Annotated in this window: 9 protein-coding genes; 6 read left to right on the forward strand and 3 right to left on the reverse strand. The window is 58.0% G+C overall.

Going from position 1 to position 12,633, the window contains the following annotated elements; translation table 11 throughout:
• Positions 1–128: 128 nt before the first annotated feature.
• Together ACFVTJ_RS08090 and ACFVTJ_RS08095 are read left to right on the forward strand one after the other, a co-directional pair.
• Positions 129–1,232, forward strand: a complete 1,104-nt coding sequence (locus ACFVTJ_RS08090) for a porin (protein WP_386906215.1) — start codon at positions 129–131, stop codon at positions 1,230–1,232.
• 504 nt (positions 1,233–1,736) lie between these two features.
• Positions 1,737–2,828 (forward strand): porin, encoded by a 1,092-nt coding sequence (locus ACFVTJ_RS08095; protein WP_386906217.1) that lies wholly within the window; start codon positions 1,737–1,739, stop codon positions 2,826–2,828.
• A gap of 166 nt (positions 2,829–2,994) precedes the next feature.
• Here ACFVTJ_RS08095 and ACFVTJ_RS08100 read toward each other — a convergent pair whose 3' ends face one another.
• A complete protein-coding gene (locus ACFVTJ_RS08100) occupies positions 2,995–5,067 on the reverse strand; it encodes a lytic transglycosylase domain-containing protein (protein WP_386906219.1) in 2,073 nt (690 codons plus the stop codon).
• A 360-nt stretch (positions 5,068–5,427) separates the two neighbouring features.
• Between ACFVTJ_RS08100 and dapA the strand changes: the two genes are divergently transcribed.
• A complete protein-coding gene (gene dapA / locus ACFVTJ_RS08105) occupies positions 5,428–6,312 on the forward strand; it encodes a 4-hydroxy-tetrahydrodipicolinate synthase (protein WP_386906221.1) in 885 nt (294 codons plus the stop codon).
• 161 nt (positions 6,313–6,473) lie between these two features.
• On the forward strand, positions 6,474–6,956 hold the full coding sequence (smpB, locus tag ACFVTJ_RS08110) for an SsrA-binding protein SmpB (RefSeq protein ID WP_386906223.1): 483 nt from the start codon (positions 6,474–6,476) through the stop codon (positions 6,954–6,956).
• Positions 6,957–7,105: 149 nt separating this feature from the next.
• Here smpB and ACFVTJ_RS08115 read toward each other — a convergent pair whose 3' ends face one another.
• Both ACFVTJ_RS08115 and ACFVTJ_RS08120 read right to left on the reverse strand, forming a co-directional pair.
• Positions 7,106–8,605: a methyl-accepting chemotaxis protein gene (locus ACFVTJ_RS08115; RefSeq protein WP_386906225.1), complete on the reverse strand. Its 1,500-nt coding sequence runs from the start codon at positions 8,603–8,605 to the stop codon at positions 7,106–7,108.
• A gap of 215 nt (positions 8,606–8,820) precedes the next feature.
• Complete coding sequence (locus tag ACFVTJ_RS08120; protein WP_003509957.1) at positions 8,821–9,390, reverse strand: NYN domain-containing protein; 570 nt, start codon at positions 9,388–9,390, stop codon at positions 8,821–8,823.
• A 392-nt stretch (positions 9,391–9,782) separates the two neighbouring features.
• On the opposite strand from ACFVTJ_RS08120, the gene rpoZ reads away from it, so the two are divergent.
• Complete coding sequence (gene rpoZ, locus ACFVTJ_RS08125) at positions 9,783–10,172, forward strand: DNA-directed RNA polymerase subunit omega (RefSeq protein WP_386906227.1); 390 nt, start codon at positions 9,783–9,785, stop codon at positions 10,170–10,172.
• A 132-nt stretch (positions 10,173–10,304) separates the two neighbouring features.
• Positions 10,305–12,539 carry a RelA/SpoT family protein gene (locus ACFVTJ_RS08130; RefSeq protein WP_386906229.1) on the forward strand — a complete coding sequence of 745 codons (2,235 nt, stop codon included), beginning with the start codon at positions 10,305–10,307 and terminating at the stop codon, positions 12,537–12,539.
• Positions 12,540–12,633 lie beyond the last annotated feature (94 nt).

The raw sequence follows: 12,633 nt of genomic DNA on the forward strand, positions 1-12,633 counted from the left end.
TGTATTTTCACCACCAGAAGCGAGGCGGTGGATCGTTTGGCTTCTAAGAACACGGGAATGGGGCAGGGAATGCTGTCCTTCAGCGAAAGTACCCAGACCCTTTTAAAAACTTTGACTGGAGGTCAACCATGAACATCAAGAGCCTTCTCATCGGCTCCGCTGCGGCTCTCGCAGCAGTATCCGGCGCTCACGCTGCCGACGCTATCGTCGCTGCTGAGCCTGAGCCCCTGGAATACGTTCGCGTTTGCGACGCTTTCGGCACTGGCTTCTTCTACATCCCCGGCACCGAAACCTGCCTGAAGTTCGGCGGTTACGTTCGTTTCCAGACCGACTTCGGTCGTGACAAGTCTGGTGTTTCTGACTGGGATTCGTTCACCCGCGCTCAGTTCGAAGTTGACACCCGTACCGACACCGAGCTCGGCGCTCTGCGTGGCTTCATCGGTCTGCGTGGCAATGCTGACAACGGTTCTGCCGCTTCGTCTGGCGTATTCGTTGACCAGGCATTCATCGAACTCGGCGGCCTGAAGGTCGGTAAGTTCTACAGCTGGTGGGACGATGGCCTCTCTGGCGAATCTGACGTTCTCTCCACGAACGCTCTGTTCAACTCGATCCGTTACACCTACGACGCTGGTTCCTTCTGGGCAGGCGTTTCGGTTGACGAACTCGAAGGCACAGGCAGCCAGTTCGCAACCATCACTGGTCCTGCTGTTGGCGGCGTCTTCCCGCTTTCGCAGGAGCCTGACAACAACGTTGGTATCGCTCTCGGCCTCGGCGCCAAGCTCGGTGCTGCTTCCCTGCAGCTCATCGGCGGCTACGACATCGACCAGGAAGAAGGCGCAATCCGCCTGATCGCAACGGCCGACATCGGTCCGGGCACGTTCGGTCTTGCTGGTGTTTGGGCATCCGGCGCAAACGCTTACTACTCTGAATCCGAGTGGGCAGTTGCTGCTGAATACGCAATCAAGGCAACCGACAAGCTGACGATCACCCCCGGTGGTCAGTACTTCGGCAACGTTGCTAGCCGTATCGGCATCCTCAACTCTGCTGGCGTACAGACCAGCACCGCAATCGTCACCAACGACTGGTCTGACCGTGACGCATGGCAGGCTGGCGTAACGATCGACTACAAGATCACTTCTGGTCTCTCCACGAAGGTCGCAGTTAACTACTACGACGAAGACAACCGTGATGAGCAGTGGAAGGGCTTCGTTCGCCTTCAGCGCTCGTTCTAATCTGATCTGACATTGTCAGTGATGGAAACCCCGGCAGAAATGCCGGGGTTTTTTGTTGTCGAAGATCATAGGAACACCTCGAACCATGCTTCAAGAAAAGTTGTACGCTGCTTCCGCAGACCTGATTCGTATGGATTGCCAGGCAAGGGTGGAATCACTAGGAAAGAGTCGGGTAAAATGGCGGGATTCTCCATCTTGAATGGCGGGCCCCATTTTCGAACGATTTTCCCGCCGCCCCGACATCAGGAGCGGGCGTCCGGGGAGCTCTCTAAGTTATTGAAATAAATTAGAAATTAACGGTTTGTTAATAAAGGCGCTCAGCCATTAGAATTGTAGCTATTTCGCAACAATGGAAAACTAAGGACACCTTACTGTCTTCCTTTTGTCATGATTGAGATTGCCGAGCAGCGCAGTTTTAGCTCTAATCAGCTCCATAAGCGGCACGCATTAATCAGCGCTTCCCACCCGCTGCTTAGAAAATTAGCGTTTGACTGGAGGTCAACCATGAACATCAAGAGCCTTCTCATCGGCTCCGCTGCGGCTCTCGCAGCAGTATCCGGCGCTCACGCTGCCGACGCTATCGTCGCTGCCGAGCCCGAGCCCCTGGAATACGTTCGCGTTTGCGACGCTTTCGGCACGGGCTTCTTCTACATCCCCGGCACTGAAACCTGCCTGAAGTTCAGCGGTTACGTTCGTTTCCAGACCAACTTCGGTCGCGATCAGTCCGGCACCTCGGACTGGAATTCGTTCACACGTGCTCAGTTCAACGTTGACACCCGTACCGACACCGAGCTTGGCGCCCTGCGTGGTTTCATCGAATTCCGCGCTGATGCAGGCAACGGTCAGTCCAGCTCTTCCGGTCTGGAAGCTCGTCAGGCATTCATCGAACTTGGTGGCCTGCGCGTCGGTAAGTTCTACAGCTGGTGGGATGACGACCTCTCGGGCGAGACGGATCTTCTTTCTTCCAACACGCTCTTCAACTCCATCCGCTACACCTACGACACCGGTTCTTTCTGGGCAGGTATCTCGGTTGACGAACTTGAAGGCACTGGTAGCCAGTTCGCAACCATCACTGGTCCGGCTGTTGGTGGCTTGTTCCCGCTGTCCCAGGAGCCTGACAACAACGTTGGCATCACCGCTGGTGTTGGCGGAAAGTTCGGCGCTGCAACTCTTCAGTTGATCGGTTCTTACGACGTTGATCAGGAAGAAGGCGCTATCCGCGCAATGGTATTCGCGGATATCGGACCTGGCACCCTCGGTCTTGCCGGTGTTTGGGCATCTGGCCCCAACGCTTATTACGCTCTGTCCGAATGGACTGTCGCTGCCGAATACGCAATCAAGGCAACCGACCGTTTGACGATCACCCCGGCAGTGCAGTATCTCGGTAATGTCGCCGACAAGGTTTCTATCGTGAACACCGGCACGACCGCGATCGTTTCGAACGACTGGTCGAATCGCGACGCATGGACCGCCGGCGCAACTATCGACTACAAGATCACCGAGGGTCTGAGCACCAAGATCACGGCGAACTACTACGATGAAGATGGTCAGGACGATCAGGTCACCGGTTTCGTTCGCCTTCAGCGCGATTTCTAATCTGATCTGACATTGTCAGTGATGGAAACCCCGGCAGAAGTGCCGGGGTTTTCGTTTGATGGCTTCCTGCGCTAAGAGTCGTTATTCAAACGCGGAAAACAAAAAAAGCACCGGCGAACCGATGCTTGGATGTTTTAAGAATGTGATTGGCGGATGAATACCGCCCTTATCCCGCACGCCCATGGCGAAGGTCATCGACAATATCGGCCTGCTGTCCCAACCTCGTCTTGTAGACCTGATAATTCTCCATCACCCGCTGCACATAATTGCGCGTTTCGGGGAAGGGGATGCGTTCGATCCAGTCCACCACCTCGTCGATCGGCTTGCCGCGCGGGTCCCCATATCGGGAGATCCATTCCGGCACGCGCTTTGGCCCCGCATTATAGGCGACGAAGGTGAGGATGTAGGATCCGCCGAAGCTGTCGATCTGCTCGCCGAGGTAATGGGCGCCGAGGGTGGCGTTGTAGCCCGCATCGCTGGTCAGCATCGCCTGCGTATAGGGCAGGCCGTGGCGGCCGGCCACGCCCTTGGCCGTTCCGGGCAGCAGTTGCAGCAGGCCGCGGGCATTGGCGGCGGAGACGGCGGCCGGGTTGAAGGCGCTTTCCTGGCGGGCGATGGCGTAAGCAAGCGCCTTGCCGGAACCGGCAATATTGGCGCTGGCCGGGATGACGCCGAGAGGATAGGCAAGTGCTGCCGCATCGATGCCGCGGCTGAAGGCGGTCTTGCCGATTTGCAGCGAAACCTGATGGTTGCCGTTGCTCTCCGCCCGCGCCGCCAGAATGGCGAGTTCGCCGGGGCTGTCGAGCTGTTCGGCAAGTGATCGATACAGACTGTCGGCGCGCCAGCCATAACCTGCCGCTTCCAGCCGGTCGATGGCGCGCACGGCCTCACGACCGGCGAATCGTTCCAGGTCGCCGCTGCTTGCGTTCGGATAGGTGACGTTCAGGGTCCTGGTGCCGATTCGCGCGGCGGCAAGCTGGCCATAGAATGTGCCGGGATGGGCGGCTGCCCTGGTGAAGAAATCCCGGGCATTGCCCGGTCCACCGGCTTCCGCCGTCCGCCCAAGCCAATAATAGGCGCGTGAGGCGGAAAGCGGCCGGTTCGAAGTCTGCAGCAGCGTATTGAAATGGCGCGCCGCTGCCGCCGGATCGTGCAACGCCCGCAAAGCATACCAGCCGGCATGGAACTCGGCATCGGCGATATCCACGGGCGAGGTGGCCGAATGATTGGCGACGATGCGATACGCCTCGGCAAAATCACCGAGATCGGCAACGCCGCGGGCGATGATGCGGCGCTCGTTCCACCACTCGCCGGGATTGACAAGCTTCGCCGCGTCCTTCGGCGCCTGCCGCAGAAGGACGGCGGCTTCGGGATATTTCTGCTGATTGCGCAGGTTCTCGATGCTCGCGAAGAGATAGGTGGGATCGCTGCGCCAGGAAGCGTCGACCTTGCCCAGCAGAGCGCTGGCATTGGCGGATCGCTGCAACACCGCCGCCCAGGCATTATAAAGCGATTGCGCCTTGCCGAGATCGCCAAAACGCTTCGCCTGGCTGATGCGGCTGCGATACATCAGATAATCCATGCGCGCCTTGTGATCGGCCGGCGTCAGATAGGCGGGAAATTCGGCAAGCACACGGTCTTCCATGTCCTTGTCCATGCCTTCACTGACCCAGAGCTGGCGAACGAGGCGCTGTGATTCGTCTGTTCTGCCAGAGGAGGTGAGCGCCTTGGCAAGCACAACCGTGCCTTCCGCGGTTTCCGGCCGGCTGCTGCCGAAGGCTGAAAGCACCTGGCCGGCCGGCGGATCCTCACGATAGAGCGCCTTTTCGGAATTTGCCCGCAGGGTGGCGGCGCCTGGCCAGCCGGCCAGGTCGCGCTGCGCTGCGGCGATCTCGGCGGACGGCACATCCTTTTGGCCGGAAACCGCGATTGCCCAGGTGAGAATATGGCGGTCTAGGCTGCCGCTCGGCATGGTATTGCGCAGCGCGATCGCCCTTGCGGCATCGCGGCTGGAAAGTGCGTCGAGGCCTGCCTTCAGCTGGCTGGTATCATCGGGACGGTTGAGGCGGGGTATGGCACCGGTGATCTCGGGCGAGGCCGGCATGAAGGCCGGAACGGCAGGCGCGTTCGGCTTGACATAGGGAAGGGGTGCCGCTCCTTCCGGGAGTGGCCCGGCCAGTGCGTTCCAAACGGTTGCGGCAAGGCCCGCCGCCATCAATCCCCAGACTGTCTTTTTCATGCCGCTCTTCATTGTGTAACGGATTGTCGACTTTCTTGTAATATCGCTTCATTGCAGCGGGATTACCGAAACGGTTTTTAGTCCCGCACGGGAATCTTGGGATTTCAGGCTTAATGAAATCTTAATTTCCGCCTTGCAATTCAATCAACTTTTATTCACCGGCCCGCGAGCGACGCAGCTTTTCGCCGCTTGCCTTTTGTGCTCGCCGATCTCGACCCGAAGACTGTCACACTTCCGACAATTTCGGGCAAAATACGCTGCCTTTGCGCTTGTCGGCGCCAAGGGCTGGCTCTAATGTGTGCCGGTTTTAACCATCGAATGCGGCCGAAGCATGAACCGGTTCGGCGCCAGGAGCTTTGCATGTTCAAGGGATCTATTCCCGCCCTCATTACCCCGTTCACGGACAATGGTGCCGTGGACGAACAGGCCTTCGCCGCCCATGTGGAATGGCAGATCGCCGAAGGCAGCAACGGCCTTGTGCCCGTGGGCACGACGGGGGAATCCCCGACGCTTTCCCACGACGAGCACAAACGGGTCGTTGAACTGTGCATTGAGGTTGCGGCGAAACGGGTTCCGGTCATCGCGGGTGCTGGCTCCAACAATACGGATGAAGCAATCGAGCTTGCCCTGCACGCGCAGGAAGCCGGTGCGGATGCGCTGCTGGTGGTCACCCCCTATTACAACAAGCCGACGCAGAAGGGCCTGTTCGCGCATTTTTCCGCTGTCGCCGAAGCGGTGAAGCTGCCGATCGTCATTTACAACATCCCGCCGCGCTCGGTCGTGGATATGTCGCCCGAGACAATGGGTGCGCTGGTCAAGGCGCATAAGAACATCGTCGGTGTGAAGGATGCGACGGGCAAGCTCGACCGCGTTTCCGAACAGCGCATTTCCTGCGGCAAGGAGTTCATCCAGCTTTCGGGTGAGGATGGTACGGCACTCGGGTTCAACGCCCATGGCGGCGTCGGCTGTATTTCGGTCACGGCCAATGTCGCCCCGCGTCTCTGCTCGGAGTTTCAGGCGGCAATGCTTGCCGGAGACTATGCCAAGGCGCTGGACTATCAGGATCGCCTGATGCCGCTGCACAGGGCAATCTTCATGGAGCCCGGCGTCTGTGGGACGAAATACGCGCTGTCGAAGACACGAGGCGGCAATCGCCGTGTGCGTTCGCCGCTGATGAGCACGCTGGAACCGGCGACCGAAGCGGCCATCGACGCGGCGCTGAAGCATGCCGGCCTGATGAACTGAGACAGGTCTGAAAAGCCAGAAGGCGCGCAATGGACAGCTTCGCAGCAGAAGCCGTCCCGCGCGCCTTTTCTTTTCGTGGCGACGATACTAAATAGAGGTTCGAAAACCGCTCTCGGCGGCAGGCCGAAGGCGCAATAAGAAAAACAAGGGATTGAAATATCATGGCCCCCAAAGGCAGCCAGCGCGTGGTGAACAAGATCGTTGCGGAAAACCGCAAGGCTCGTTTCAACTATGAAATCATCGATACCTATGAGGCGGGGCTGGTGCTGACCGGCACCGAGGTCAAGTCGCTGCGCGAAGGCAAGGCGAACATCGCCGAATCCTATGCCTCGGATGAGGGCGATGAAATCTGGCTGATCAATTCCCACCTGCCGGAATATCTGCAGGCCAACCGCTTCAACCACGAGCCGCGCCGCCGCCGCAAGCTGCTCCTGAACAAGCGCGAGATCAACCGCCTGCGCGCCGGCATCAACCGCGACGGCATGACGCTGGTGCCGCTGAAGGTCTATTTCAACGACAAGGGCCGCGCCAAGCTGGAACTGGCGCTCGCCAAGGGCAAGAAGCTGCACGACAAGCGCGAGACCGAGAAGGAACGCGACTGGAACCGGCAGAAGTCACGGTTGCTGAAGGGTGGCAACGCCTAAGACCTGCCTTCCCTCATTCCTGTGCTTGTCACAGGAATCCAGTCAGCCCAAGTCCTTGGGCTGAAAGGGCTCTTCCCGCCACGCAGACGCGTGTCGGCTGGATTCCTGTGACAAGCACAGGAATGAGGAGAGTAGGGGGGGGCGCCTGCTCACGCCGCCCGATACGTCCGCTCCACATAAGCCTTCGAAGCCGAAACGCTGAACCGGCTGACCAGCGCTGCCAGATTGGCGCTGACATCGCCCAGATTATGCGTGGCCGCATTGGTTTCTTCCACCATCGCCGCATTCTTCTGGGTCAGATTATCCATGCTGTTGATAGCCGCACTGATTTCCTGAATGCCGACAGACTGTTCCTGCGCGGCTTTGGTGAGCGAGGTGATGTGATCCTTGATGTGATCGACCTTGTTGCCGATCGTGTTTAAGGATTCCCCCGTCTTGTTGACCAGCGAAACGCCCTGCATCACGTCCTCGGAAGATTTGGCGATCAGCGCCTTGATTTCCTTGGCGGCATTGGCGGAACGCTGTGCGAGCTCGCGCACTTCCTGGGCGACAACGGCGAAACCCTTGCCAGCCTCGCCGGCGCGTGCGGCTTCCACGCCGGCATTCAGCGCCAGAAGATTGGTCTGGAATGAAATCTCGTCGATCACGGAGATGATCTGGGTGATCTTCTGCGACGATTCCTCAATCGCGCCCATTGCCTCCACTGCATCCGTCACCACATCGCGCGAGCGCGCCGCCTCGATGGCCGAGCTTTCGACGATGGACTTCGCCTCTTCGGAGCGCTGGGCCGAGAGCTTGGAAATGGTGGTGATTTCTTCGACGGCGGCGGCGGTTTCCTCCAGCGCGGCGGCCTGCTGTTCCGTGCGCCGGGCCATGTCGTCGGTCGCAGAAGTCAGTTCACGGGTATTGCCCGAAATCTTGTTCGCCTCTTCGACGATCTGCGCAAATGCGCCGGAGAGATTGCCAACGGCGGTATTGAAATTGTCGATCAGCCCTTCGAATTGCGGCGCGGTCTTTTCGCTGATGCTGGAGGTGAGATCGCCATTTGCCAGCTTGTTCAGCGCATTGTTGAGCAGTTCAAGAACGTGATCCTGCTCCTTCTTCATTTGCGCCTGCTCGGCCTCCACCTTTTGCCGTTCTGTGGCAAGCACGTCGAGATAGACGGAGATGGAGTAGTCCATGTCGAGAAGGGCGGCCTTGATGGTGGCGGACAGGGCTTCCTTCACCTTTTTGGCCTTCTTTTCCATGAACAGGCCCTTCAACTCGGACTCGATCACCGCCTTGACGATGCCGTCGAGCATCAGCGCATAACCGCCAATGTACCATCTGGGCTCCAGGCCCAGTCTCGCGTGGGTACGGCCAATGGCGGTCACGGCGTCGGTATAATCCGCATTGAATGTGCCGGAGGCGATCCTTGACCAATGTTTGAGCTGCATGCTCTTGGCGTGGTGGATATGCGCCTCGCTGGAGAAAAACTTCGCCGTCTCCGGCACCGAGCGAACCTTCGTATAAAAACGATCGAGAGACGCATCGAGAGAGCCGGTGATAACGCCTTTCATCTCGGAGAGATTTTTCCGTTGCTCGTGACCAAGTCCCAGAAAATTCAGTCTTTCGTCGAGTTGTCGGTCGGTTTTTGCTTGGCCATGCATGTCTAAATATCCTGATTTGGCACCGAAATCATATCGTTGGCGCCGTTACATCTTTTAGACACCTCTAAAATTAACCAAGTTATAATTTTGACTTATCGAATTTGATGTTTGTTAATTCTAAAAAGAATTTTTACCGCGCCGGCGTCACGCCAAACAAAAACGCGCCCGTCTTTTGGACGGACGCGTTGATGATGTCTTCGCAGCAAAAGCTGGGATCAGACCGTCTCAGGACCCTCGGCGTGACGCACAGGGCGCTCGTTCGGGTCGCGGCCGATTTCGGCCTTCAGCGTCATCAGATCGATGAAGTGGTCGGCCTGCCTGCGCAGGTCGTCGGCAATCATGGCGGGCTGCGTGGCCATGGTGGAAACCACGGAAACCTTGCGGCCCTTGCGCTGCAGTGCATCCACCAGCGTGGTGAAATCGCCGTCGCCGGAGAACAGCACCAGGTGATCGACCGTTTCGGACTGTTCCATGGCATCGACTGCGAGTTCGATATCCATGTTGCCCTTGATCTTTCGGCGGCCGAGCGCGTCGGTGAATTCCTTCGCCGGCTTCGTCACGACCTTGTAGCCGTTATAATCCAGCCAGTCGATCAGCGGACGGATCGAGGAATATTCCTGATCCTCGATCAATGCGGTGTAATAATAGGCGCGCAGCAGATAGCCGCGCTTCTGAAACGCCTTCAGAAGCTTGCGATAGTCGATATCGAACCCCAGGCTTTTCGATGCTGCATAAAGATTGGCTCCGTCTATAAAGAGCGCAATTTTCTCCCGTGGATCGAACATTCCATCCCATTCCTTTTTTTGGAAAGGCCATTATCTGGCTTTTATTTCCGGTCGCAAACGCGAAAAATAAAGTCGTATCAACGAATTTTGCGTAGCGCCGTTGCGTTTTAAGTAAGGTAACTTCACCCGTATTCCAAGACAATTCTTCTAGACATTTTGTTCATCAGACGCCAAACAAGGGCAATAAGGTGCCAAAAGACGCCAAAGACAGGAAAAACTTGAATTCCGCGGCCAATGGCTGTATCGGAAGCTGGAAGGCTTCGTCGCGAGGAATCCCAAGCGTTTTTCGCAAGGCACGAAGCGCAGATTCAATAGGTTAGAGCATCCCTTGTGCATCCTCAAGAAAGCACGGCGCTCTGATCCACGACATTACGACACGCAAAGGACAGGCAATGGCCCGCGTCACAGTTGAAGATTGCATTGATAAAGTAGACAACCGTTTCGAACTGGTGCTTCTCGCCAGCCACCGTGCGCGCCAGATTTCTCAAGGGTCCTCCATCACGGTTGACCGCGATAACGACAAGAACCCTGTCGTGGCGCTGCGCGAAATCGCCGACGAGACCCTGTCTCCCGACGATCTGAAGGAAGACCTCATCCATTCGCTGCAGAAGCATGTGGAAGTGGACGAGCCCGAGCCCGATCCGGTTACGCTTGCAGCCGCATCTGCCGATAGCGAAGACGAGGACCAGCCGGAAACCGTGACTTTCGACCAGATGTCGGAAGAAGAACTGCTGGCTGGCATCGAAGGCCTTGTGCCGCCGGAAAAAAATGACGATTATTGATAGGATTTTATGACGTCTTTGGCGGGTGGTGGTTACCGTCTGTCAATAGTTGCCGTCATAATCTGATCCCTATTGATGCAGCATTGTGCGCCGACCCCATGGTTGGCGCGCTTTCTTTTTGTGGAATATCGCATGATGCGGCAATACGAACTCGTCGAGCGGGTTCAAAAATACAAACCGGATGCGAATGAGGCCCTGCTGAACAAGGCCTATGTGTATGCCATGCAGAAACACGGCCAGCAGAAGCGGGCCAATGGCGACCCCTATATTTCGCATCCGCTGGAAGTTGCCGCGATCCTCACCGAAATGCATCTCGACGAATCGACCATCGCGGTGGCGCTGCTGCACGATACGATCGAGGACACTACCGCCACTCGCGCTGAAATCGACGAGCTGTTCGGCGAAGATATCGGCCGACTGGTTGAAGGGCTCACCAAACTCAAGAAGCTCGATCTCGTCACCCGCAAGGCGAAGCAGGCGGAAAACCTGCGCAAGTTGCTGCTCGCCATTTCCGACGACGTTCGCGTTCTCCTGGTGAAGCTCGCCGACCGCCTGCATAACATGCGTACCATGGAATATATGCCGGACGACAAGCGCAGCCGCATTTCCGAGGAGACCATGGAAATCTATGCGCCGCTCGCTGGTCGCATGGGTATGCAGGATATGCGCGACGAACTGGAGGATCTGTCCTTCCGTTATCTCAACCCAGAAGCCTATGAGACGGTCACCAACCGCCTGCAGGAACTGGAAACCCGCAATGAAGGCTTGATCAAGAAGATCGAGGACGAACTGCGGGAGTTGCTGGTGGCCAACGGCCTTTTGGGTGCGGGCGTAAAAGGACGACAGAAAAAACCGTATTCGGTATTCCGCAAGATGCAGTCGAAGTCGCTCTCCTTCGAGCAACTGTCCGATGTCTACGGCTTCCGCATTCTGGTCGATGATATCCCCGCCTGCTACCGGGCGCTTGGCATCGTGCACACCCGCTGGCGCGTGGTGCCCGGTCGCTTCAAGGATTACATCTCCACGCCGAAGCAGAACGACTATCGCTCCATCCACACCACGATCGTCGGCCCGTCGCGCCAGCGTATCGAACTGCAGATTCGCACCAAGCGCATGCACGAGATAGCCGAATTCGGCATCGCCGCCCATGCGCTCTACAAGGATGGCGAAAACGGGGAGGGCGACCTGCTTTCGAAAGAAAGCAACGCCTATTCCTGGCTGCGCCACACCATCGAATCGCTGGCTGAAGGCGATAGCCCGGAAGAATTCCTCGAACACACCAAGCTCGAGCTTTTCCAGGACCAGGTGTTCTGCTTCACGCCCAAGGGCAAGCTGATTGCGCTACCGCGCGGCGCGACACCTATCGATTTCGCCTATGCGGTGCACACCAATATCGGCGACACGACTGTCGGCGCCAAGATCAACGGGCGGATCATGCCGCTCGTCACCCGGCTGAACAATGGCGACGAGGTGGAGATCATCCGCTCCGGCGTGCAGGTTCCGCCCGCCGCATGGGAAGAGGTGGTGGTCACGGGCAAGGCCCGCTCTGCCATCCGCCGCGCCACTCGCATGGCCATCCGCAAGCAATATTCCGGTCTCGGCTATCGTATTCTCGAGCGCACCTTCGAGCGCGCCGGCAAGGCCTTCTCGCGTGAAGCGCTGAAACCCGTGCTGCATCGTCTGGCTCAGAAGGATGTCGAGGATGCCATCGCCGCCGTTGGCCGTGGCGAGGTTTCCTCGCTCGATGTCCTGCGCGCGGTATTCCCGGATTATCAGGACGAGCGCGTGACGGTGAAGATGACCGGCGACGATGGCTGGTTCAACATGCGCAGCGCCTCGGGCATGGTCTTCAAGATCCCCGGCAAATCGCGCTCGGTTCTGGAAGATGACGGCGCGGCTGAAATGCTGGACGGACCCGATCCATTGCCGATCCGCGGCCTTTCCGGCAATCTCGACGTGCACTTCAGTGCCGCCGGGGCCGTGCCGGGGGATCGCATCGTCGGGATCATGGAAAAAGGCAAGGGCATCACCATCTATCCAATCCAGGCGCCGGCGCTGCAACGCTTCGATGACGAGCCGGAACGCTGGATCGATGTGCGTTGGGACCTGGATGAGGCGAACAAGTCGCGCTTCATGGCGCGGGTGATGATCAATGCGCTGAACGAGCCGGGCACGCTCGCATCGGTGGCGCAGTCGATCGCAACGCTCGACGTCAACATCCGTGGGCTCAACATGGTCCGCATCGGTACGGACTTCTCCGAGCTGGCACTGGATGTCGAAGTCTGGGATTTGCGGCAGCTGAACCAATTGCTGTCGCAGCTCAAGGATCTGGATTGCGTGTCAACTGTCACGCGTGCCTTCGATTGAGGCATTTTTGACCTGTGGAAAATACCTGAAGGCCGCTGTTATGCGCTGAATGCATGGCAGCGACCCTTTCCTGTCTCTGGTCGTGGAGACGGTT

It is taken from the genome of Agrobacterium sp. NPDC058088 (assembly GCF_042885035.1).
GTDB lineage: Bacteria > Pseudomonadota > Alphaproteobacteria > Rhizobiales > Rhizobiaceae > Agrobacterium.

What these genes read in the sequence shown, in the direction of transcription:
- ACFVTJ_RS08090 (WP_386906215.1), top strand. Translation starts at nt 129, where the DNA reads ATGAACATCAAGAGCCTTCTCATCGGCTCCGCTGCGGCTCTCGCAGCA.
- ACFVTJ_RS08095 (WP_386906217.1), top strand. Translation starts at nt 1,737, where the DNA reads ATGAACATCAAGAGCCTTCTCATCGGCTCCGCTGCGGCTCTCGCAGCA.
- ACFVTJ_RS08100 (WP_386906219.1), bottom strand. Translation starts at nt 5,067, where the DNA reads ATGAAAAAGACAGTCTGGGGATTGATGGCGGCGGGCCTTGCCGCAACC.
- dapA (WP_386906221.1), top strand. Translation starts at nt 5,428, where the DNA reads ATGTTCAAGGGATCTATTCCCGCCCTCATTACCCCGTTCACGGACAAT.
- smpB (WP_386906223.1), top strand. Translation starts at nt 6,474, where the DNA reads ATGGCCCCCAAAGGCAGCCAGCGCGTGGTGAACAAGATCGTTGCGGAA.
- ACFVTJ_RS08115 (WP_386906225.1), bottom strand. Translation starts at nt 8,605, where the DNA reads ATGCATGGCCAAGCAAAAACCGACCGACAACTCGACGAAAGACTGAAT.
- ACFVTJ_RS08120 (WP_003509957.1), bottom strand. Translation starts at nt 9,390, where the DNA reads ATGTTCGATCCACGGGAGAAAATTGCGCTCTTTATAGACGGAGCCAAT.
- rpoZ (WP_386906227.1), top strand. Translation starts at nt 9,783, where the DNA reads ATGGCCCGCGTCACAGTTGAAGATTGCATTGATAAAGTAGACAACCGT.
- ACFVTJ_RS08130 (WP_386906229.1), top strand. Translation starts at nt 10,305, where the DNA reads ATGATGCGGCAATACGAACTCGTCGAGCGGGTTCAAAAATACAAACCG.